The 23,662-nt window shown below is 56.2% G+C and carries 19 protein-coding genes and 1 pseudogene; 5 read left to right on the forward strand and 15 right to left on the reverse strand.

Features of this window, described 5'->3' with window-relative positions; all coding sequences use genetic code 11:
* The first annotated feature begins 246 nt into the window (after positions 1-246).
* The 3 genes from melR to fhuE all read left to right on the forward strand — a co-directional run bounded on the left by melR (position 247) and on the right by fhuE (position 7,214).
* Positions 247-1,173, forward strand: coding sequence for a transcriptional regulator MelR (gene melR, locus H7R76_RS14460; RefSeq protein WP_182965599.1), 927 nt, complete (start codon positions 247-249; stop codon positions 1,171-1,173).
* Positions 1,174-1,290: 117 nt separating this feature from the next.
* The gene (gene mfd, locus H7R76_RS14465) at positions 1,291-4,737 is read left to right on the forward strand and encodes a transcription-repair coupling factor (protein WP_182965601.1); all 3,447 of its coding nucleotides are present in this window, start codon (positions 1,291-1,293) and stop codon (positions 4,735-4,737) included.
* A gap of 293 nt (positions 4,738-5,030) precedes the next feature.
* On the forward strand, positions 5,031-7,214 hold the full coding sequence (gene fhuE / locus H7R76_RS14470) for a ferric-rhodotorulic acid/ferric-coprogen receptor FhuE (protein ID WP_106926355.1): 2,184 nt from the start codon (positions 5,031-5,033) through the stop codon (positions 7,212-7,214).
* Positions 7,215-7,410: 196 nt separating this feature from the next.
* Here the strand turns inward: fhuE and ptsG are convergent, their stop codons facing one another.
* The 14 genes from ptsG to yceD all read right to left on the reverse strand — a co-directional run bounded on the left by ptsG (position 7,411) and on the right by yceD (position 19,869).
* Positions 7,411-8,844: a PTS glucose transporter subunit IIBC gene (gene ptsG / locus H7R76_RS14475; RefSeq protein ID WP_106926353.1), complete on the reverse strand. Its 1,434-nt coding sequence runs from the start codon at positions 8,842-8,844 to the stop codon at positions 7,411-7,413.
* Between the two features lie 300 nt (positions 8,845-9,144).
* Positions 9,145-9,939, reverse strand: coding sequence for a metal-dependent hydrolase (locus H7R76_RS14480; protein WP_106926351.1), 795 nt, complete (start codon positions 9,937-9,939; stop codon positions 9,145-9,147).
* Positions 9,940-9,949: 10 nt separating this feature from the next.
* Positions 9,950-10,954, reverse strand: coding sequence for a DNA polymerase III subunit delta' (holB, locus tag H7R76_RS14485; protein ID WP_182965603.1), 1,005 nt, complete (start codon positions 10,952-10,954; stop codon positions 9,950-9,952).
* A complete protein-coding gene (tmk, locus tag H7R76_RS14490; protein ID WP_182929094.1) occupies positions 10,951-11,592 on the reverse strand; it encodes a dTMP kinase in 642 nt (213 codons plus the stop codon). Before tmk ends, holB begins: the two co-directional genes overlap by 4 nt.
* Positions 11,582-12,604 carry a cell division protein YceG gene (gene yceG, locus H7R76_RS14495; protein WP_106926345.1) on the reverse strand — a complete coding sequence of 341 codons (1,023 nt, stop codon included), beginning with the start codon at positions 12,602-12,604 and terminating at the stop codon, positions 11,582-11,584. The genes tmk and yceG overlap by 11 nt, the downstream gene beginning before the upstream one ends.
* Before the next feature lies 1 nt (position 12,605).
* Positions 12,606-13,415 carry an aminodeoxychorismate lyase gene (pabC, locus tag H7R76_RS14500; protein ID WP_182967999.1) on the reverse strand — a complete coding sequence of 270 codons (810 nt, stop codon included), beginning with the start codon at positions 13,413-13,415 and terminating at the stop codon, positions 12,606-12,608.
* 122 nt (positions 13,416-13,537) lie between these two features.
* The gene (gene fabF / locus H7R76_RS14505; RefSeq protein ID WP_106926341.1) at positions 13,538-14,779 is read right to left on the reverse strand and encodes a beta-ketoacyl-ACP synthase II; all 1,242 of its coding nucleotides are present in this window, start codon (positions 14,777-14,779) and stop codon (positions 13,538-13,540) included.
* Positions 14,780-14,867: 88 nt separating this feature from the next.
* Complete coding sequence (acpP, locus tag H7R76_RS14510; RefSeq protein WP_000103754.1) at positions 14,868-15,104, reverse strand: acyl carrier protein; 237 nt, start codon at positions 15,102-15,104, stop codon at positions 14,868-14,870.
* 209 nt (positions 15,105-15,313) lie between these two features.
* Entirely contained in the window at positions 15,314-16,048 is a 735-nt protein-coding gene (gene fabG / locus H7R76_RS14515) for a 3-oxoacyl-ACP reductase FabG (protein ID WP_182929095.1), read from the reverse strand.
* Between the two features lie 10 nt (positions 16,049-16,058).
* Positions 16,059-16,988 (reverse strand): ACP S-malonyltransferase, encoded by a 930-nt coding sequence (fabD, locus tag H7R76_RS14520; RefSeq protein ID WP_182929096.1) that lies wholly within the window; start codon positions 16,986-16,988, stop codon positions 16,059-16,061.
* A 17-nt stretch (positions 16,989-17,005) separates the two neighbouring features.
* Complete coding sequence (locus H7R76_RS14525) at positions 17,006-17,959, reverse strand: beta-ketoacyl-ACP synthase III (RefSeq protein WP_106926335.1); 954 nt, start codon at positions 17,957-17,959, stop codon at positions 17,006-17,008.
* A 60-nt stretch (positions 17,960-18,019) separates the two neighbouring features.
* Positions 18,020-19,078: a phosphate acyltransferase PlsX gene (gene plsX, locus H7R76_RS14530; protein WP_106926333.1), complete on the reverse strand. Its 1,059-nt coding sequence runs from the start codon at positions 19,076-19,078 to the stop codon at positions 18,020-18,022.
* Between the two features lie 79 nt (positions 19,079-19,157).
* On the reverse strand, positions 19,158-19,331 hold the full coding sequence (gene rpmF, locus H7R76_RS14535) for a 50S ribosomal protein L32 (RefSeq protein ID WP_003036242.1): 174 nt from the start codon (positions 19,329-19,331) through the stop codon (positions 19,158-19,160).
* Positions 19,332-19,347: 16 nt separating this feature from the next.
* On the reverse strand, positions 19,348-19,869 hold the full coding sequence (yceD, locus tag H7R76_RS14540) for a 23S rRNA accumulation protein YceD (RefSeq protein ID WP_182965606.1): 522 nt from the start codon (positions 19,867-19,869) through the stop codon (positions 19,348-19,350).
* A gap of 142 nt (positions 19,870-20,011) precedes the next feature.
* On the opposite strand from yceD, the gene H7R76_RS14545 reads away from it, so the two are divergent.
* Positions 20,012-20,596 (forward strand): Maf family protein, encoded by a 585-nt coding sequence (locus H7R76_RS14545; protein WP_182929097.1) that lies wholly within the window; start codon positions 20,012-20,014, stop codon positions 20,594-20,596.
* A 168-nt stretch (positions 20,597-20,764) separates the two neighbouring features.
* A pseudogene (locus tag H7R76_RS14550) lies at positions 20,765-21,881 on the forward strand (dienelactone hydrolase family protein).
* A 106-nt stretch (positions 21,882-21,987) separates the two neighbouring features.
* Here H7R76_RS14550 and rluC read toward each other — a convergent pair.
* Entirely contained in the window at positions 21,988-22,950 is a 963-nt protein-coding gene (rluC, locus tag H7R76_RS14555; RefSeq protein WP_181357987.1) for a 23S rRNA pseudouridine(955/2504/2580) synthase RluC, read from the reverse strand.
* Between the last annotated feature and the right edge of the window lie 712 nt (positions 22,951-23,662).

Consider the following 23,662-nt stretch of genomic DNA (forward strand, 5'->3'; position numbering starts at 1 on the left):
ACCTTCATGGTGGCACGCGCCAGGTACAGAAAACTTCCACCTTCCACAATGAGCATTCCCATAAACTCAGATCCTCTGCGGGAAGGCAAATAATCTGAGTTTATGGGAACAAATAGGCAAAAAAGCAGAGTATCCGGCCCTTTTTTGAGTCTATTCTTATGAGTAACGGTGGCTTTTGCGGCCTGCTTCCCGGTTTAAAAGCCACCGCGATGGCATGATTCTGATAAATCAGGAAATGGAGCAATCATGAGCAGCGAACCGATAGTCTTTCTTCCTCCCGACCCGCACATGTGTAACGGCGATGAAAAACAGACCCGCAGCCCGCTGTCGCTTTACTCCGAATACCAGCGGCTGGACGTTGAGCTGCGCCCGCCTCACGCCATGCCCGCCAGCCACTGGCACGGGCAGGTTGAGGTCAACGTCCCGTTCGACGGCGATGTGGAATACCTGATTAACAACGAAGTGGTGCAGATAAAACAGGGGCACATCACCCTGTTCTGGGCCTGTACGCCGCACCAGCTAACCCGCCCCGGTAGCTGTAAACAGATGGCCATTTTCAGCCTGCCTATGCATCTGTTTCTCTCCTGGCCTTTGGACCGGGAACTGGTCAATCACGTGACGCATGGTATGGTGATTAAATCACTGGCTACCCAGCAGCTCAGCACTTTTGAAGTGATGCGCTGGCAGCAGGAAATCAGCAGCCCCAACGAGCAAATTCGCCAGCTGGCGATCGACGAAATCGCCCTGATGCTCAAACGCTTTAGCCTTTCCGGCTGGCAGCCGATCCTGCTGAACAAAACTTCACGCACCCACAAAAACAGCGTCTCGCGCCACGCGCAGTTTTATGTCAGCCAGATGCTGGGCTTTATTGCCGACAACTACGATCAGGCGCTGACGATCAACGACGTCGCCGAACACGTGAAGCTTAACGCTAACTACGCAATGGGCATCTTCCAACGCGTCATGCAGCTCACGCTGAAGCAATACATTACCGCCATGCGCATCAACCACGTGCGCGCGCTGCTCAGCGATACCGATAAAACCATTATCGACGTTGCCATGACCGCCGGGTTCCGCTCGAGCAGTCGTTTTTACAGTACCTTCAGCAAATTTGTCGGCATGTCGCCGCAGCAATACCGCAAGCTCAGCCAGCAGAGACGGCAAATGTTCTGAAACCCGAACGCCCCGCACTTTCAGCGGTTGCACTCCCGCCGCCATCACGGATAATAAGTACAGCAAATTTATATTATTACCGTGAAATTACGGCCTTCTGGAGAACGTGCGCTGACTATGCCTGAACTTGCTCGTTATGCCCTACCGACAAAACCTGGCGACCAGCGCCAGCTTGGCGAACTGACCGGCGCGGCCTGTGCGACGCTGGTGGCAGATATTGCCGAACGCCACGCGGGGCCGGTGGTGCTCATCGCCCCGGATATGCAAAACGCTCTGCGCCTGCACGATGAAATCGGCCAGTTTACCGACAGCATGGTGATGAACCTTGCCGACTGGGAAACCCTGCCCTACGATAGCTTCTCGCCGCATCAGGATATTATTTCCTCGCGCCTGTCGACGCTGTACCAGCTGCCGACCATGCAGCGCGGTGTACTGATTGTGCCGGTCAGCACGCTGATGCAGCGGGTATGCCCGCACAGCTTCCTGCACGGCCACGCGCTGGTGATGAAAAAAGGCCAGCGCCTGTCGCGCGACGCCCTGCGCGACCAGCTAGACAGCGCGGGTTACCGTCACGTTGATCAGGTTATGGAACACGGCGAATTCGCTACCCGCGGCGCGCTGCTCGACCTCTACCCGATGGGCAGCGACCGACCCTATCGTCTCGATTTCTTCGACGATGAAATTGACAGCCTGCGCGTGTTTGACGTCGACAGCCAGCGCACCCTGGAAGAGGTTGAGGCCATCAACCTGCTGCCCGCGCACGAATTTCCCACCGACAAAGCGGCTATTGAGCTGTTCCGCAGCGCGTGGCGCGACAAGTTCGATGTCAAACGCGATGCCGAGCATATCTACCAGCAGGTCAGCAAAGGCACCCTGCCCGCCGGGATCGAATACTGGCAGCCGCTGTTCTTCAGCGAGCCGCTGCCGCCGCTGTTTAGCTATTTCCCCGCCAACACGCTGTTGGTCAATACCGGCGATCTGGAAGCCAGCGCGGCGCGTTTCCAGGCCGATGCGCAGGCGCGTTTTGAAAGCCGCGGCGTTGACCCGATGCGCCCGCTGCTGCCGCCTGCCCAGCTTTGGCTGCGCACCGACGAGCTGAACAGCGAACTCAAAAAATGGCCGCGCGTCCAGCTGAAGACCGACCGTCTGGCCGAGAAAGCGGCCCGCACGAACCTGGGGTTCCAGCCGCTGCCGGACCTTTCCGTGCAGGCGCAGAATAAATCGCCGCTGGATAACCTGCGCAAATTTATTGAGTCCTTTGGCGGCTCAGTGGTGTTCTCGGTAGAGAGCGAAGGCCGCCGCGAGGCGCTGGGCGAGCTGCTGGCGCGCATTAAGCTGTCGCCTAAGCGTATTCAGCGGCTGGATGAGGCCAGCGGCAAAGGTCACTATCTGATGATTGGCGCGGCCGAGCACGGTTTTATCGACACTCAGGCCAATCTGGCGCTGGTCTGCGAGAGCGATCTGCTGGGCGAGCGCGTGGCCCGTCGTCGTCAGGACGCACGGCGTACCATCAACCCGGATACCCTGATTCGTAACCTGGCGGAGCTGCACGTTGGCCAGCCGGTGGTGCATCTGGAGCACGGAGTCGGCCGCTATGCCGGAATGACCACGCTGGAAGCGGGCGGCATAACCGGCGAGTATCTGATGCTCACCTACGCGAACGACGCCAAACTGTATGTGCCGGTGTCGTCCCTGCATCTGATCAGCCGCTATGCAGGTGGGGCCGAAGAGAACGCACCGTTGCACAAACTGGGCGGCGATGCCTGGACCCGCGCGCGACAGAAAGCCGCCGAGAAGGTGCGCGATGTCGCAGCAGAACTGCTGGATATTTACGCGCAGCGGGCGGCAAAAGAAGGCTTCGCCTTCAAACATGACCGCGAGCAGTACCAGCTGTTCTGCGACAGCTTCCCGTTCGAAACCACGCCGGACCAGGCGCAGGCGATTAACGCCGTGCTCAGCGATATGTGCCAGCCGCTGGCGATGGACCGACTGGTGTGCGGCGACGTCGGCTTTGGTAAAACCGAAGTCGCCATGCGCGCCGCTTTCCTCGCGGTAGAGAACCACAAGCAGGTGGCAGTGCTGGTACCGACCACCCTGCTGGCTCAGCAGCACTACGATAACTTCCGCGACCGCTTCGCCAACTGGCCGGTGCGTATTGAAATGCTCTCGCGTTTTCGCAGCGCCAAAGAGCAAACACAGATCCTTGCCGAAGCCGCTGAAGGCAAAATTGACATTCTCATCGGCACCCATAAGCTGCTGCAAAGCGACGTCAAGCTGCGCGACCTGGGCCTGTTGATTGTCGATGAAGAACACCGCTTCGGCGTGCGCCATAAAGAGCGCATTAAGGCGATGCGTGCCGACGTCGATATACTGACCCTGACCGCCACCCCGATCCCGCGAACCCTGAATATGGCGATGAGCGGGATGCGCGATCTGTCCATTATTGCCACCCCGCCCGCCCGACGCCTGGCGGTGAAAACCTTCGTGCGCGAGTACGATAGCCTTGTCGTACGCGAAGCGATTCTGCGTGAAACCCTGCGCGGCGGCCAGGTGTACTATCTGTACAATGACGTCGAGAATATCCAGAAAGCGGCCGACCGGCTGGCTGAGCTGGTGCCCGAAGCGCGTATCGCCATCGGTCACGGCCAGATGCGCGAACGCGAGCTGGAACGGGTGATGAACGATTTCCACCACCAGCGTTTCAACGTGCTGGTGTGTACCACCATCATCGAAACCGGTATCGACATTCCGACCGCCAACACCATTATCATCGAGCGAGCGGACCACTTCGGCTTAGCGCAGCTACACCAACTGCGCGGCCGCGTCGGTCGGTCGCATCACCAGGCCTACGCCTGGCTGCTGACGCCGCATCCGAAAGCGATGACCACCGATGCGCAAAAACGCCTGGAAGCCATTGCGTCACTGGAAGACCTCGGTGCGGGCTTTGCGCTGGCGACCCACGACCTCGAGATTCGCGGTGCGGGCGAACTGCTCGGCGAAGACCAAAGTGGTTCCATGGAGACCATCGGCTTCTCGCTGTATATGGAGCTACTGGAAAACGCCGTCGATGCGCTCAAAGAAGGTCGCGAGCCGTCGCTGGAGGATTTAACCAGCCAGCAAACCGAAGTCGAGCTGCGCATGCCGTCGCTGCTGCCGGACGATTTTATCCCGGACGTCAACACGCGCCTGTCGTTCTACAAGCGTATCGCTAGCGCGAAGGGCGAAAACGAGCTGGATGAAATCAAGGTTGAGCTGATTGATCGCTTCGGCCTGCTGCCGGACGCCGCGCGTAACCTGCTGGATATTGCCCGTCTGCGTCAGCAGGCGCAGAAGCTGGGCATTCGCAAGCTGGAGGGCAACGAGAAAGGTGGGGTTATCGAGTTCGCCGAGAAGAACCACGTTAACCCGACGTGGCTGATTGGCCTGCTACAGAAGCAGCCGCAGCACTTCCGTCTCGACGGCCCGACGCGTCTGAAGTTCTTCCAGGAGCTCGGCGATCGTAAAACACGCATGGACTGGGTACGCCAGTTTATGCGCCAGCTTGAAGAGAACGCGCTCGCCTGAGTTTCTCCTGCCGAGCGGCGCGACGTTTACCCGGCTTTTAACCTCATCATGGTAGGCCCGGTAAGCGTCGCGCCGCCGGGCCATTTCTCCCCGCCCCCCCTTTCCTCACCGATCGCTCCCGACTGAAAAACCGTTTCACTTCGCCCCTTATCCGGCTTACTTTTGTTTACATATGAATAAAAATGCGTATATTTCTCATTTGCATTTATCTTTAAGTGCACATTGGCATCACTCATTGACCGTGGCCACAGAGCTGCGGAACACAACAACACTCGTTAGATTAAGGGTTTATCATGTCTTTCATTTCCACTACCCGGGATAACCGTGCCGCCCTCACTCTCGTGGCTATGGGCATTGCGCTGGCGCTCTACCCAGGCCTCGGCATTGCTGCCAGCAGCGGCGAAGACACCATCGTCGTCGATGGTTCGGCCGACAGCAGTGCTGCCAACGACCAGCAGGACTACAGCGTAAAATCCACCACCGCTGGCACCAAAATGCAGATGGTTCAGCGCGATATCCCGCAGTCGGTCAGCATTGTGAACGAGCAGCGTATGCAGGATCAGCAGCTGCAAACGCTCGGCGACGTCATGAATAATACCCTCGGCATTACCAGCAGCCAGGCCGACTCCGACCGCACCAGCTATTTCTCACGTGGCTTTCAAATCGATAACTATATGGTCGACGGTATCCCGACCTATTTTGAATCCCGCTGGAACCTGGGCGATGCGCTTTCCGATACCGCGCTGTTTGAACGCGTGGAAGTGGTACGCGGGGCAAATGGCCTGATGACGGGGACTGGGAACCCTTCCGCCTCCATTAACATGATCCGTAAACATGCCACCAGCCAGGAGTTCAAAGGCAACCTTTCCGCTGAGTACGGTAGCTGGAATAAACAACGCTATGTTGCCGACCTGCAAAGCCCGTTGACCGATGACGGTAAAGTGCGCGCGCGTATCGTTGCAGGCTATCAGAACAATGATTCCTGGCTTGACCGCTACAATAACGAAAAGACCTTCTTCTCAGGCATTCTGGATGCGGATCTCGGCGACACCACCCGCCTCTCCGTTGGTTATGAATACCAGCAAATCAATGTCAACAGCCCTACCTGGGGCGGTTTACCACGTTGGAATACCGACGGCAGTACCAACCATTACGATCGCGCGCACAGCACCTCGCCGGACTGGGCCTATAACGATAAAGACATCAATAAAGTCTTCATGACGCTGACGCAGCGCTTTGCCGATACCTGGCAGGCGACGCTGAATGCCACCCATTCAGAGGTGAAGTTCGACAGTAAAATGATGTACATCGACGCCTATGTTAACAAGGCGGATGGAACATTAGTTGGCCCGTACGGCAGCTACGGTCCGGATTATGAATACGTTGGCGGGACGGGCTGGAACAGCGGTAAGCGTAAAGTTGATGCGTTAGATCTTTATGCAGACGGGAGCTATGACCTGTTCGGCCGCCAGCATAACCTGATGCTGGGCGGTAGCTACAGCAAGCAGAACAATCGCTATTTCAGCTCCTGGGATAACGTTTTCCCGGATGCAATCGGCAACTTTGATAACTTCAATAGCGCCAGTTTCCCGGAAACCAACTGGTCCCCACAGAGCCTCGCGCAGGACGATACCACGCGCATGAAGTCGCTGTATGCGGCTACGCGCATCACGCTCGCAGACCCGCTTCATCTGATCGTTGGGGCACGTTATACCAACTGGAGCGTTAACACGCTGTCCTACAGCATGGAACAGAACCACACGACGCCGTACGCGGGGCTGGTTTACGACATCAACGATAACTGGTCTACCTACGCCAGCTATACCTCCATCTTCCAGCCGCAAAAGGACAAAGACAGTTCCGGCAAATATCTGAAGCCCATTACCGGCAACAACTATGAAGTCGGCCTGAAATCCGACTGGATGGACAGCCGCCTGACCACCACGCTTGCCGTGTTCCGCATTGAGCAGGATAACCTGGCGCAGTCTACCGGGGTACCGATCGCCGGCAGCAACGGCGAAACGGCCTACACCACCGCCGACGGCACCGTCAGCAAAGGCGTTGAATTTGAAATTAACGGTGCGCTGACTGACAACTGGCAGATGACCTTTGGCGCCACCCGCTATGTTGCCACCGACAATCAAGGTCAAGCGGTTAACCCGAACCTGCCGCGCACCACCGTGAAGCTGTTCACCCACTATCGCCTGCCTGCAATGCCCGAACTGACCGTTGGCGGCGGCGTGAACTGGCAGAACCGCGTCTACAAAGATACCGCCACCGCATACGGAACGTTCCGAGCAGAACAAGGCAGCTACGCGCTGGTGGATTTATTCACCCGTTATCAGGTCACCAAAAACTTCGCTATTCAGGGCAACCTGAACAACCTGTTTGATAAAACCTACGACACCAATATTGATGGTTCAATCGTGTACGGTGAACCGCGTAACGTGAGCGTGACCGCGAGCTATCAGTTCTGACCGGGGAGCGTCACTAGACAAAAGGAGCCTGATGGCTCCTTTTTTATTGCCGGATGGCGCTGACGCTTATCCGATCTACGGGATGTTCAGCTGTAGGCCGGATAAGGCGCCGCCGCCATCCGGCACCCTGCTCCAGACGTAAAAAAGGCAGCCATTCGGCTGCCTTAGTCTCCCCAACTTTTCGACTTCGAATAACTTAGTTATTACGAATATAGTCGTCCATCTCGGTTTTCAGGTTATCGGATTTGGTACCGAAAATAGCCTGAACGCCGGAACCTGCAACCACCACACCCGCAGCGCCCAGTTTCTTCAGGCCAGCCTGATCCACTTTCGCGACGTCGGCTACGCTCACGCGCAGACGAGTGATACAGGCGTCAAGGTTCGTGATGTTTTCTTTACCGCCGAAGGCTGCAATCAGCGCCGGAGCCATTTCACTGGTTGCGCCCGCTTTGGTTTCTTCAGTGGTGTCTTCGCGGCCCGGCGTCTTCAGATCCAGTGCTTTAATCAGCACGCGGAAGATGACGTAGTACACGATCGCATAGCAGATACCGACAATCGGGAACAGCCACAGTTTGCTGCTGTTACCGGACAGGACGATAAAGTCGATCAGGCCGTGAGAGAACGACGTCCCGTCACGCATACCCAGCAGGATACAGATCGGGAATGCCAGACCCGCCAGAATCGCGTGGATAACGTACAGAATCGGCGCTACGAACATGAAGGAGAACTCGATCGGCTCGGTGATACCGGTCAGGAACGAGGTCAGCGCAGCGGAGATCATGATACCGCCCACTTTTGCACGGTTCTCTGGTTTAGCAGAGTGCCAGATTGCAATCGCAGCAGCCGGCAGGCCGTACATTTTGAACAGGAAACCGCCGGACAGTTTGCCCGCGGTCGGGTCGCCTGCCATGTAACGAGGAATATCGCCATGGAAGACCTGACCCGCTGCGTTGGTGAATTCGCCGATCTGCATCTGGAAAGGAACGTTCCAGATGTGGTGCAGACCGAACGGCACCAGGCAACGCTCGATGAAGCCGTAAATACCGAACGCCACAACCGGGTTCTGGTAAGCAGCCCACTGAGAGAAGGTCTGAATGGCGGTACCGATTGGCGGCCAAATGAAGGACAGGATCACACCGGTAAAGATGGCGGCCAGACCTGAAATGATCGGAACAAAACGCTTGCCCGCGAAGAAGCCCAGGTATTCCGGCAGCTTGATACGGTAGAAGCGATTGAACATGTACGCGGCAATCGCACCGGAGATGATCCCGCCGAGCACGCCGGTATCAGCCAGGTGTTTCGCGGTAATCTCTTCAGCCGGTAAGTGCAGTACCAGCGGCGCGACCACGGCCATGGTTTTCACCATGATGCCGTAAGCGACGACGGACGCCAGCGCGGAAACACCGTCGTTATTGGTGAAGCCTAATGCGACACCGATAGCGAAGATAAGCGGCATGTTGGCAAAAACAGAACCGCCTGCTTCTGCCATAACATGGGAAACGACGGCTGGCAGCCAGCTGAAGTTTGCGGAACCGACGCCCAGCAGAATACCTGCGATAGGCAGTACGGATACCGGCAGCATCAGCGATTTACCGACCTTCTGCAGGTTAGCAAATGCATTCTTAAACATAATAAGGAGTGCTCCTGAGTTTGTACTTTTATCTACGTTTTCACGCATCGGTGAGATGGGGAGAAACTCACCAGGGACAGGGCATCTAAGTGCCCTTTTTATTTATTACACAGAGTAAAATAAATCCCTGTGCTTTTGTTTGACGGCTATCACGTTTCAAAGAGCCATGGCTTAAAAACTTAATCTTCTTTACATAAAACGTGTCTGTATGTTGCAAGATTAACATTCACCGCCACTTTTATGGCGGTGAACTGTACTCGCTTTGACCATTAATTACGAGCATTAAAATAAGCTCTAAAATCAGGCAGATTGCAGGCGGGCGGGGTCGATATGGAAGAGCGTAGAGAAGTTTTCGGTGGTCTGTTCGGCCAGCTGTTCAACGCTTACGCCCTTCAGCACCGCCATATATTCGGCGACGTCACGAACCATGGCCGGCTGGTTCTCTTTGCCACGATGCGGTACCGGCGCCAGATAAGGTGAATCGGTCTCAACCAGCAGACGATCCAGCGGCACATAGCGCGCGGCCTCGCGAAGCTGTTCAGCATTACGGAAGGTCACAATCCCGGAAAATGAAATATAGAACCCCATATCCAGCAGCTTGCCCGCCGTCTCCGCGTCTTCAGTGAAACAGTGTAGTACACCGCCGCAATCCGTCACTTTTTCTTCCCGCAGAATCGCCAGCGTATCGGCCCGGGCGTCACGGGTATGGACGATAACCGGTTTGTTCAGTTCACGACCAATCTGAATATGCTGGCGAAACGACAGCTGCTGCTGCGCTTTGGTTTCCGGCGTATAGAAGTAGTCCAGGCCCGTTTCACCCATGGCCACGACGCCCTCCTCCGCCGCGAAACGGCGAAGCTCTTCAACATCGTAGGCTTCGTCCTGGTTGAGCGGGTGTACGCCGCAGGAGAACACCACCTCCGGGCGCGCGCCCACCAGCTCGCGCATATGACGGTAGCCCGGCAGCGTGGTGGCCACCGCCAGAGCAAAACGGACGTCACGCGCGGCGGCTTTCGCCATCACGTCGTCTACGTCTTTGTGCAGGGATTGATAATCAAGGCCATCAAGATGGCAGTGCGAGTCGACTAAAAACATGGTGTCTCTCTTAGAGGTGAGATACTGGCAGTACCGCACCAGGTTGCAAATACTGTTCCCAGCGCAGCAGGCGCTCGGTGAGGATTAATTCGCGGTTCAGCCCGGTCACGCTTTGCAACTGCTCACGGCAGGTGCAGGCATCGGCGGCAATCGCCTGCAGGCGAGCGCCGGACAGCGTCTGCGCCAGCTGGTGAACCAGCGCCGAACAGTCGGCATTGGTCAGGCGCGTAATCCGCTGCTGATGCTTAAGGGCATCCAGCAGCAGCGATGAAAACCAATGTAAACGCTGTACGACTGAATCATGGTTCAGCGACGGCAAAAATGCCAGCCAGTCGCCGCTGTCGATCGTGGCACTCAGCGCCTGACATAATTTTTCCCGTGCCGCCCAGGTATCGGGGGCAAGCAGTTCCAGCGCCGCAGCGGGCGCGTGATCGGACAGGCGCAGCGCGCTCAGCAGCGTCTCACGCGACGCACTGATTTCACGCTCAAGCCACGCCAGCGCGTACCCTTCACCCGGCGGAGCCAGATGGTAAAAACGGCAGCGGCTGCGCAACGTAGCCAGCAGCCGCGCGGGCTCCTGACAGGCCAGAAAGAACCAGGTATTCTTCGGCGGCTCTTCCAGCGTTTTCAGTAACGCGTTAGCGGCAGCCTCGGTCAACAGCGCCGCATCGGCTATCCACACCACTTTAGCGCCACCGAGACGCGCGTGCTCGTACAGCTTTTCGCTGACCTCGCGCACCGCATCAATCCCCAGCGTACTTTTGCCTTTCTCAGGCTGTAGCGCATAGTAATCCGGGTGCGTACCGGCCTGCATCAGCTGGCAGCTGTGGCAGTGGCCGCAGCTTTTATGACCGTCCGGCGTCTGGCACATCAGGAAGCGGGTGATAGCATAGACCAGCGAGTCAGCCCCCATTCCCCTGCGCGCTTGAACCAGCAGCGCATGGTGACCACGTCCGGCCTGATAGCTCGTGACGAGCTGTTCAAACGGCGGGCGTAACCACGGATACCATTTCATGCCTGTTGCTCCACCACCCACGCGGTCACTGCCGCACGGATATCGCTCATCACGTTGTCCAGCGGCTGGGTGGCATCAATGGTGAGAATACTGTCATCCGCCGCAGCCAGTTCAAGGTAGCGCGCGCGGGTGCGGTTAAAGAAGTTCAGCGACTCTTGCTCAATGCGGTCAAGATCGCCGCGCGCGCGGGCGCGCTTAAGGCCAACTTCCGGCGTCACATCAAGGTAAATCGTCAGGTCAGGACGGAAGTCACCGAGCACCGCATCACGCAGCGTCGACAGCAAATGGCGATCGATACCGCGCCCGCCGCCCTGGTAGGCCTGGGTTGAAAGATCGTGGCGGTCGCCAATCACCCACTGCCCGCTTGCCAGCGCCGGTTTAATCACCGTTTCAACCAGCTGCACGCGCGCGGCGTAGAACATCAGCACTTCGGCCTTATCAGTAATGACTTCGTCGCCGACTGATTTGATATCCAGAACCAGGCTGCGCAGCTTCTCTGCCAGCACGGTGCCACCCGGCTCGCGGGTAAACAGCAGATCGTTGACGCCGAGGCCGCGCAACGTGTCAACGACGACATCCCGTGCGGTGGTTTTCCCGGCCCCTTCCAGTCCTTCAATGACGATGTAATTACTGCGCATTTTTATCCTTTAGCACTTTCAGGTAATCCTGCACCGAGCGATTATGGCTCGCAAGATTGGTATTAAACGTATGACCACCTTTACCGTCGGCCACAAAATAGAGGTACGGCGTTTTTGCCGGATGCGCGGCGGCATTCAGCGACGCTTCGCCCGGGCTGGCGATCGGGCCCGGCGGCAGGCCAGATATCGTGTAGGTATTATACGCAGTTGGGGTCTCAAGATCCTTACGCGAGATCTTCCCATCGTAGCGCTCTCCCATGCCGTAAATCACGGTGGGATCGGTTTGCAGACGCATACCTATACGCAGGCGATTGATAAATACCGACGCCACGCGATCGCGCTCTTCCGCTACCGCCGTCTCTTTTTCAATAATCGACGCCATGGTCACCAGCTGGTTTTTATCCTGATACGGCAGGCCGTCCATTCGCCCTTCCCAGGCTTTATCGACCTGGGCAACCATTTTCTGGTGCGCACGCTTGAGGATGGCGACATCGGTCGTGTGGGCGGTATACATCCAGGTGTCAGGCCAGAACCAGCCTTCAATCCACTCTGGGTTCTCCAGCGCCAGCGCTTTCGCCACGGTGGCGTAGCTATCGTCACTCAGCGTGTGTTTGATATAAGGCGCTTCGCGCAGCTGCTTCAGATAATCGCTCAGACGCATACCTTCAACGAAGCGCAGCGGGAACTGCGCCTCTTTGCCGCTGGCCAGCAACTGCATCACGTCGCGAACGGTCATCTGCGGCGTAAAGCGATAGGTCCCGGCTTTGAAGTGGGAAAGCTCCGGCTCAAGGCGCAGCAGCCACTGGAACACCCGCGGACGATTGATCACCTTCTCGGCGTACAGCTGGTCGCCCAGCGCCAGTCGCCCGGTGCCCGCTTTTAAGGTGAAGATGGTCTCGTCTTTCACCAGGATAGTGCTGTCTGCCAGCTGGCGCACTTTCCACATGCCGACGCCGGCGGCAACGCCGAGGGCAACCAACAGTAACAGAACAAGGCGTAACAGTTTCTTCATGCTAATCAGACGACTCACAAATTGGGGCTAAATATTGGTAAAGTTCGCGCGCAGGCCACTGCTGCTCCGCGTAGCGCTGAACGGGGATCACCGGCATCAGCGCGTTACAAATAAGGATTTCATCGGCCTGTGCGAGCGCCGTTAGCGGCGCATTCACTTCGACAACGCGATACGCGGTCAGTGCCAGTTGGGCGATGATAAACTGCCGCATAATACCGTTTACGCCAGCCTGGTCGAGGCACGGGGTATAGACATTCTGCCCGCAGCGCCAGAACAGATTTGCGGCACAGCATTCCGTAAGCCACCCGTCGCTGTCAAGAACAAGGGCCTCATCAGCGTCCGTCTGCTCAAGATGAGAACGAATCAACACCTGCTCAAGGCGATTGAGGTGTTTCATTCCTGCAAGATAAGGATTGCGGCCCAGTGGAACCGGGCTGAGGGCAAGCGTTATGCCCGTTTCTTTCCAGCGGGTGTAGTGTGCGGGCACGGGAGAGGTAGACAAAATGCGCGTCGGCGCGAGGCAGGCGCTGCCGCTGTAGCCGCGGCCGCCGGCACCGCGGCTGAGAATAACCTTCAGCACGCCGTCACGCTGCGACTGCGCCAGCTGCGTCATCTCCTGACTCAGGGTAGACCAGTCGGTAAAGGGAATCGCCAGGCGCTGGCACGCCTGCTGCAGACGGGTGATGTGGGCCGCCAGCATCTGTACTCGCCCTTGTATCACCCGCGCGGTGGTGAAACAACCGTCGCCAAACTGCGTGGCGCGATCGCCCGCCGCAAGGGCGTTCTGCTCAATACCATTAATTAAGAACATCATGGCTCCTTATTGATGGCCGGGTAGTGTCGCAGGATGAACCACGCTGAACAAGCAGAGAAAGCCGAATAAAAAAAGGCCCGACTAGCGGGCCCTTATCACGGCGTTGTCAGACAACGAACTCAGACTTTTTTGAAAATCAACGAGCCGTTGGTACCACCGAAGCCGAAGGAGTTACACAGGGTGTATTCCATTCCGCTGACCTGACGCGCTTCGTGCGGAACGAAGTCCAGATCGCAACCTTCATCCGGGTTATCCAGGTTGATGGTTGGCGGCACGGCCTGATCGCGCAGCGCCAGGATGGAGTAGATAGACTCTACTGCACCCGCAGCGCCCAGCAGGTGGCCGGTCATTGACTTAGTGGAGCTGACCATAACGCGGCTGGCGGCGTCACCGAAGACAGACTTAACGGCCTGTGCTTCTGCTTTATCGCCCGCTGGCGTAGAGGTACCGTGAGCATTGACGTAGCCAATCTGGCCCGCTTCAATACCTGCATCGCGAATGGCGTTAACCATCGCCAGCGCTGCACCTGCGCCGTTCTCCGGCGGTGACGTCATGTGGTAGGCATCGCTGCTCATACCGAAGCCAACGACTTCCGCATAGATTTTCGCACCGCGTTTTTTCGCATGTTCGTACTCTTCCAGCACGACCATACCTGCGCCGTCGCCCAGCACGAAGCCATCGCGATCTTTATCCCACGGACGGCTTGCCGCCTGCGGGTTATCGTTACGCGTAGACAGCGCACGCGCTGCGCCAAAGCCACCCACGCCCAGCGGGGTACTGGCTTTCTCGGCACCACCGGCAACCATGGCATCTGCATCGCCGTAGGCGATGATACGCGCGGCCTGGCCGATGTTATGCACACCGGAAGTACAGGCGGTCGCGATAGAGATGCTTGGCCCACGCAGACCGAACATGATGGTCAGGTGACCTGCCACCATGTTAACAATCGTGGACGGAACGAAGAAGGGGCTGATCTTACGCGGCCCGCCGTTTACCAGCGAACTGTGGTTTTCTTCGATCAGACCGAGGCCGCCAATACCGGAGCCGATAGCGGCGCCAATACGGTGAGCGTTCTCTTCCGTCACTTCAAGGCCAGAATCCTGCATGGCCTGAACGCCAGCGACAATTCCATATTGAATGAAGGCATCCATCTTGCGCTGTTCTTTACGCGAGATGATGTCATCACAGTTAAAATCCTTTACTAAGCCAGCAAATTTGGTTGCATAGGCGCTAGTATCGAAATGGTCGATCAGGCTGATGCCACTCTGACCGGCAAGGAGAGCTTTCCAGGTAGACTCTACGGTATTGCCGACAGGAGACAACATGCCCAGTCCGGTCACAACTACACGACGCTTAGACACGTTTGTCCTCCAAGGAGGGATAAAATAGATACTTGTGGGACAAAAAGATAAAACTCAGGCGGTCGAATGACCGCCTGGAGATGTTCACTTACGCCTGGTGACCGTTGATGTAATCAATGGCAGCCTGAACGGTGGTGATTTTCTCAGCTTCTTCGTCCGGAATCTCAGTATCAAACTCTTCTTCCAGAGCCATTACCAGCTCAACGGTGTCAAGAGAATCTGCGCCCAGGTCTTCAACGAAGGAAGCATTGTTGGTCACTTCTTCCTGCTTAACGCCCAGCTGTTCGCCGATGATTTTCTTAACGCGTTCTTCGATAGTGCTCATACTCTTAAATTTCCTATCAAAACTCGCTTTCGCGATGGTTTTCGTAGTGTATAAAATGTTGAAAAATTTGCAACTAAATCCCGGCAGGTCATACCACGATTTTACGCTATTTTGCGGGTGTTTGCCCTCATAACGCAAATGATTTTGCACTAATCATACTCAGACATACGTAGATTGCCCGTTGTCTGAGCACTTTGTGCAAAACACGATCAGACCATGTACATCCCGCCGTTTACGTGCAACGTTTCACCAGTGATGTAACTTGCTTCGTCGGAGGCCAAAAATGCAACCGCACTGGCGATTTCATTTGGAGTGCCGAGGCGCCCCGCAGGAACTGCCGCCAGTGTACCCGCACGCTGCTCATCGGTCAGCGCACGCGTCATGTCCGTTTCAATAAAGCCCGGAGCAACAACGTTCACAGTAATACCGCGTGACGCAACTTCACGCGCCAGTGATTTACTGAAGCCGATCAGACCGGCTTTCGCCGCAGCGTAGTTAGCCTGACCCGCATTTCCCATGGTACCAACCACAGAACCGATAGTGATGATACGCCCATGACGCTTTTTCATCATAGCGCGCATTACCGCTTTTGACAGACGGAAAACAGATGACAGGTTGGTTTCGAGGATATCGTTCCACTCGTCATCTTTCATGCGCATTAACAGGTTATCACGAGTAATCCCGGCATTATTGACCAGAATATCGACTTCACCAAACTCTGCGCGGATATTTCCCAGAACAGATTCAATAGATGCAGGGTCGGTCACATTCAACATCAGGCCTTTACCGTTCGCACCCAGATAGTCGCTAATCGCCTGCGCGCCGCTTTCGCTGGTCGCAGTGCCGATAACTTTTGCGCCGCGAGCGACGAGAGTTTCAGCGATCGCGCGGCCAATACCGCGGCTTGCACCCGTTACCAGGGCAATTTTTCCTTCAAAGCTCATGCGTTCCTCTTTATTGCGCAAGTGCCGCTGACAGGGCAGTCGGTTCGTTAATGGCCGACGCAGTCAGGGTATCTACAATACGTTTGGTCAGGCCGGTGAGGACTTTACCCGGACCAACTTCATACAGATGCTCTACGCCCTGGGACGCCATAAACTCAACGGTTTTGGTCCACTGAACCGGGCTGTACAGCTGGCGAACCAGCGCGTCGCGAATCGCGTCGGCATCGGTTTCGCACTTCACGTCAACGTTGTTCACAACCGGAACCGTCGGCGCATTAAAGGTGATTTTCTGCAGTTCTACGGCCAGTTTTTCTGCGGCAGGCTTCATCAGCGCGCAGTGAGACGGCACGCTGACCGGCAGCGGCAGCGCGCGCTTGGCGCCTGCGGCTTTACAGGCTGCGCCCGCACGTTCAACCGCCTCTTTATGGCCCGCGATAACCACCTGGCCCGGCGAGTTGAAGTTAACCGGAGAAACCACCTGCCCTTCAGCAGACTCTTCACACGCTTTGGCAATAGAGGCGTCATCCAGACCGATAATTGCGGACATGCCGCCGGTGCCTTCCGGTACGGCTTCCTGCATAAACTTGCCGCGCATTTCAACCAGACGTACCGCGTCAGCAAAGGCAATAACGCCCGCGCAAACCAGCGCAGAGTATTCGCCCAGGCTGTGGCCCGCCATCACCGCCGGTGCTTTACCGCCCTGCTGCTGCCATAGGCGATACAGCGCAACGGAAGCCGTCAGCAGCGCAGGCTGCGTTTGCCAGGTTTTGTTCAGCTCTTCCGCCGGACCCTGCTGAGTCAGCGCCCACAGGTCATAACCCAGCGCCGCAGAAGCTTCATGAAAAGTTTCTTCGATAACCGGATAGGTAGCCGCCAGTTCAGACAGCATGCCTACCGCCTGTGAACCCTGCCCCGGGAACACAAAAGCGAATTGCGTCATGTTTTTTATCCTTATACTTAGAAACGAACCAGCGCAGAGCCCCAGGTGAAACCACCGCCGAAGGCCTCCAGCAGCACCAGCTGACCGCGCTTAATGCGGCCATCGCGTACGGCTTCATCGAAGGCGCACGGTACGGAAGCCGCCGAGGTGTTACCGTGACGGTCAAGGGTGACGACGACGTTGTCCATGGACATGCCGAGCTTCTTCGCCGTCGCGCTGATAATACGTAAGTTCGCCTGGTGCGGCACCAGCCAGTCCAGTTCAGAACGGTCGAGGTTGTTCGCCGCCAGCGTCTCATCAACGATGTGCGCCAGTTCGGTCACCGCGACTTTAAAGACTTCGTTACCCGCCATCGTCAGATGGATAGAGTTTTCCGGGTTAACGCGATCGGCGTTCGGCAGCGTCAGCAGCTTACCGTAGCTCCCATCGGCGTGCAGATGGGTAGAGATGATGCCCGGCTCTTCGGAAGCGCCCAGCACCACGGCGCCCGCGCCGTCACCGAAGATAATGATCGTGCCGCGATCGGTAGGATCGCAGGTACGAGCCAACGTATCCGCACCCACAACCAACGCGTACTTCACCGCGCCCGTTTTCACGTACAGATCGGCCACGCTCAGTGCATAGGTAAAACCTGCGCACGCGGCGGCAACGTCAAACGCCGGCGCGCCTTTCACGCCCAGCATATCCTGAATCTGGCAGGCAGCGCTTGGGAACGCGTGGGTCGCCGAAGTGGTCGCGACCACAATCAGGCCCAGTTCGCTTGCCTCAATACCCGCCATTTCCAGCGCGCGTTTTGCCGCTTCGTAACCCAGCGTAGACACGTTTTCATCAGGGCCAGCAATACGGCGCTCACGGATACCTGTACGGGTGACAATCCACTCGTCAGACGTATCAACCATTTTTTCCAGATCGGCGTTAGTCCGCACGTGCTCAGGCAGATAGCTGCCGGTACCAATAATCTTCGTATACATGTACGCTCAGTCACTTTTCGCTAATTTAGCCGCTCTGTTTAACGCACGGCGAAGCGGGCCTTACTGCTTGCCCGTTTCCAGCACGTCAAACCCTGCGGGGTATACGGATTCCAGGCGAGCGGCAATTCGCTGAGGAACTTGTCGCTGCACCGCCTGCACTGCCTGTTCAATGGCGATCGCAAAGGCTCGCTGGTTGGCGGCACCATGGCTCTTAATCACCGTGCCGCGCAATCCTAACAGACAGGCGCCATTATACTGGTCGGGGTTGAGGTGACTGAATCGCCTTGTCAGGCTTTTTTGTAACCAACGCTTTAATAAAATCAGCCACCACGCCCGTTTTTTCCCCTCGCTCTGCGATTTCAGCAGCGAAAGGAACATGCGAACCACCCCTTCCATCGTCTTTAAGGTGACGTTTCCTGTAAAGCCGTCGCAAACCAGAACGTCAGTTTTGCCCGTTAACAGCTCATTGGCTTCAAGATAGCCGATATAATTGAGCGAAGAGATTGTTTTTAACATTAATGAGGCGTCACGAATACTATCATGACCCTTAATCTCTTCTTCGCCGATGTTGAGCAAGGCAACGCGCGGGTTAGCAATTCCCAGCACTTCCTCGGCCATCACCGACCCCATGACGGCAAACTGCACCAGCATGGTACTGTCGCAATCTACGTTAGCGCCGAGATCCAGCACCACCGTTTTGCCCTTCTGCTGATGCGGCAGTACCGTCACCAGCGCCGGGCGCTCAATCCCTTTAATGGGCTTGAGCAGCAATTTTGCCAACCCCATCAGCGCACCGGTATTTCCAGCGCTGACGCAGGCTTCGGCCCGCCCTTCTTTCACCATCTCCAGCGCCAATCGCATTGAGCTGCCGCGACTGTGGCGGATAGCATGCGATGGCCGCTCATCACTGGCAATAACCGACTGGGCAGGAATAATCTGCAAACGTGAACGTTGTTCAAAGTCAGCTCTGGCAAGTAATGGCGTAATGTCGTCGGGATTGCCGACTAAAAGAAGTGAGAGTTGCGGATTAGAACTCAGTGCCTGCAAAGCTGCAGGCACTGTCACGGAAGGACCAAAATCGCCCCCCATGACATCTAACGCCAGGGTTAGACGTGTCAAGGTATCGTCGCCGCTCGGTTTGGTTTATCCCCGCTTGCGCGGGGAAATCCTCACTAAGCTTCACCACGCTTTCGCGTGATTACTTAGCGATGACCTTACGGCCACGGTAGAAACCGTCGGCAGTGATGTGGTGACGCAGGTGTTGTTCACCAGAAGTTTTGTCTACAGACAGGCTGGTGACTGCGGTCAGAGCGTCATGAGAACGACGCATGCCACGTTTGGAACGGGTTGGTTTATTCTGTTGTACGGCCATGGACCTTACTCCTCAATTACTTTTGCTTTAAGCTGGCTAATACGGCAAATGGATTTGGCTTCTGTGCCTCTTCAGGCAATTCACCAAAGACCATGTCCGCCTCGGACACTTCACAGTGTTCAGAATCATGCACCGGAACTACCGGCAAGGCGAGGATGATTTCATCTTCTACCAACGCCAGCAGGTCGATTTCACCGAATTCGTTAACCTCAATCGGCTCATACGCTTCCGGGAGTGCCTCAACCTGATCGTCATTTTTGACCGGGCTGAAACAATACTTTGTGTAGACATGATGAGTAAACGGTTTCCCGCAACGCTGACATTCCAGCGATACCGTCACCTTCGCATCACCGGTCAAGACCGCGAGGCGTTGGTTATTGATAGCGAAGGACATCTCGCATTCTACATCACTGTCCACACTGACTACGGACGCGGCGACGCGCTCCGCCTGATCGGGGGTATAGATACCCTGGTAATCAAGGCGTTTTTGAGCCGTACGAACCGGATCGAGAGTCAGGGGTAATTTTACCTTTTGCATAGGGCGCGCATATTAACTTTGTAACGTCATAGAGTCAAAGAAAAAGGCAGCCTCAGGTTGCCTTTTGCCAATAATTCGCACACATTGCGGCCTATAGTTTAAAATGTCGGAATCTAATTCGCTACCGTCTATTTGAAAAATTATGCCTGATTTGATCCTTGCCTCCACTTCCCCCTATCGCAAACAGCTGCTAGAGAAGCTTGGCGTGCCCTTCGAATGCGCGGCTCCGGAGGTGGACGAGCTGCCGCTGCCGGGCGAAACGCCACGCAGCCTGGTGCTGCGTCTGGCGCAGCTAAAGGCGCAGGCGCTGGCACAACGCTTCCCGAATCATCTGATTATTGGCTCCGATCAGGTCTGTATGCTGGATGGTGAAATTACCGGCAAACCGCACACGCCGGATAACGCCCGCCTGCAATTACAAAAAGCCAGCGGTAATGTGGTGACATTTTATACCGGGCTGGCGCTGTACAATTCCGCTAACGGACAATTACAGACCGAATGCGAACCGTTCGATGTGCATTTCCGCCATTTAAGCGAACAAGAAATCACCGCCTATATTCGCAAAGAAAACCCGCTCAACTGTGCCGGCAGTTTTAAAAGCGAGGGGTTAGGTATTACGCTTTTTGAACGGCTTGAAGGCCGTGACCCCAATACGCTGGTGGGGCTACCGCTGATTGCGCTGTGCAAAATGCTGCGCCGCGAAAATCATAACCCGCTGTTAGATTAGTCGCTTCCCGGCGTTGTGATCCGGCGTCGGGAAACGCGCGCTATAAACGTGCTTATTTCTTCCACGATCACAGTTTATTTTTTCCTCACCGTTAAAATCCCCTTACCATATTGAAACAACGTTTTAATTTAAGGGGTAATAATGCGTGGCAAACGTAACATATTATTTATGCTGGCAATGCTAACCGCAGTTCAGGCGCACGCCGCTGATGACTGGCAAACAGAGGGCGTGGTGGAGGGCAATCTCCCTGCCAGCTGGCAGCAGATGAAAACCAGCATGCAGTACCCTGATTCGTGGCTTTCCGGGCATTTCACTGATTTTAAACGCTGGCAGCAGCACGCCCGGCAGGTATTCCGGCAATCCCTGCTGACGCCGGACGCAACCAAACCTTTCGATGCGCGTAAAGTCGCCAGTGAAGACCGCGGCAGCTATACCGCGGAAAAGCTAGCGCTCAATATTACCGACGACAACCGTATCTCCGCGCTCATGCTCACGCCCAAATCGCCCGGCCCGCATCCGGCCATCGTCCTGCTGCACGACCATGGTTCAAAATTCGATATTGGTAAAGAGAAGCTGATTCGCCCCTGGGGCAATCCGCAACAGCTCGCCAGCGCCCAGGCGTGGGCCGATAAGTTCTTTACCGGGCGCTTTATCGGTGATGAACTGGCCAAGCGTGGCTATGTGGTGATCGCCATCGACAGCCCCGGCTGGGGCGATCGTGGCCCGATGGTCTACGAACAGCAGCAGGCGCTGGCCAGTAACTACTTCAATCTTGGCCGTTCGTTAGCCGGGGAAGTCGCCTATGAAGATATGCGTACCGTCGACTTCGTCGCTTCGCTTAAGGGCGTCGACCCTCAGCGTATCGGCGTGCTCGGCTTCTCAATGGGCGGTTTCCGCGCCTGGCAGCTGGCTGCGCTCTCTGAAAACGTCGCCGCCACGGCGGTTATCTCCTGGTTTGGTACCTACGATGGCCTGATGACGCCGGGCAACAACGTGCTGCGCGGCCAGTCGGCGTTTTATATGCTGCATCCGGGGATGCCTGCCAGAATGGATATCCCTGATATCGCCAGCCGCGCCGAAACCGATGCTGATTTTCAGCGGCGGGCAGGACAAACTGTTCCCGGCGAACACCGTCAATGATGCCTTTGCTAAAGCACACCGCGTCTGGTCTTCGCAAAACGCCGACGATAGGCTCGTCACCAAAACCTGGCAAGATTTAGGTCACGTCTTTTACCTGCAACAGCAGGAGGAAGTTTTCCCCTGGCTGGATAAATGGCTGAAGTGAGTGAAAATAAGAGAGGCTAGTAGGCCGGATAAGCGAATCGCCATCCGGCAATCTGGGCGGCATCAGCCGGATGGCGCTTCGCTTATCCGGCCTGCGGCCTTACAGCTTACTGCTGCTTGCTTTGATTACGCAGTACCTGAAGACAACGCTTAAGCTGGTCGTCCATCGGCGCTTCCACGCGCATAACTTCGCCGGTACCCGGGTGGGTAAACTTCAGCGCCGCCGCGTGCAGGAACAGGCGATTCAGGCCGGTGCCCGCCAGCTGTTTATCAAACTCGCGGTCGCCATAGCGGTCATCAAAAGCGATGGGATGGCCGGCATGCAGCGTGTGTACGCGAATCTGGTGCGTACGTCCGGTCACCGGGCTACAGCGCACCAGCGTAGCGACCGCATAGCGCTCTTCCACCTTAAAGCGGGTTTCCGACGGTTTGCCTTCCTGACTCACGCGCACAATGCGTTCGCCGCTTTGCAGAATATTTTTCAGCAGCGGCGCCTGCACCGATTTCACGTGCGACTGCCACTGCCCGCGCACCAGCGCCAGATAGTCTTTCTGCATCCCCTTCTCGCGTAGCTGCTCGTGCAGCGAACGCAGCGCCGAGCGCTTCTTCGCCACCAGCAGCACGCCGGAGGTATCGCGGTCGAGACGGTGAACCAGCTCAAGGAAGCGGGCTTCCGGGCGCAGGGCGCGCAGCCCTTCAATCACCCCAAAGCTTAAGCCGCTGCCGCCGTGCACTGCGGTACCGGAAGGTTTATTGAGCACCAGGATATGATCGTCTTCATACAGAATCACATCGCTCAGCGCGGCCACCTTTTGCAGATGCGGCGAGACCGCTTCTTCTTCACGCTCGGCGACGCGCACCGGCGGAATACGCACTTCATCGCCGGCTTCCAGCTTGTACTCTGGCTTGATGCGCTTTTTATTCACCCGCACCTCGCCCTTACGCAGGATGCGATAAATCATGCTCTTTGGCACGCCCTTTAACTGGGTGCGCAAAAAGTTATCAATTCGTTGCCCGGCTTCATCAGCGCTAATGGCAATCATTTTTACGGTCGGAGTCTCAGTTTTCATGGTGCGCGATTTTAAATATCCCGGCACATTAGCGCCACTCATTTTTCTATGCTTATATTTATCATTACCCGTTTATTGCTGTTGCTTTTCCCCGCGAGCTGTTTGTTATTAGAACAATCTCAGTGAGCGAGTGAAGAAACTGTGAGTAACCGGGTGATAAAAGGTGAAAGTCATCTTGCTATAACCGGGTTACCAAGGAATAATGAAGCTGTTTTCCGTGTTGAACCTGGAATAACAAGGATAAATGCACAAAATCATTCTAGCGGCATCAAGGCGGCAAGGGAGTGAGCCCGCAGGAGCGTACTTGAGTACGTCACTGAAGCGAACGAACGCAGCCAACGCCGAAGCAGCTTGAACGATGAAGTGTATGACGGAATGACCAGTTTTGTCTGTTCGATCATCCACGCAGCAATGGCGTAAGACGTATTGATCCCTCAGACAGTTAGCGGGCTGCGAGTTGCAGTCCTTACCGGTACATATACTGTACGAATTTTAGATGGCAGAAAGAAAACGCAACGGGAAACATCCGTGCACCCTCTACCTTCTGAAAGATGACGAGTATAAATGGAATCTTCTCTGGAGAGTTATCCCAGGCTGTTCCCCAAATAATTGCGCTGTGTTTCCGTTTGAAACACAGGCTACCGACACTCTGCGCCTCTTAAGCGAGCGACAACCGTGAGGTTGGCGACGTGAATAGTCACGAGGCCATCGG

The organism is Klebsiella sp. WP8-S18-ESBL-06 (assembly GCF_014169755.1).
GTDB lineage: Bacteria > Pseudomonadota > Gammaproteobacteria > Enterobacterales > Enterobacteriaceae > Kluyvera > Kluyvera ascorbata_B.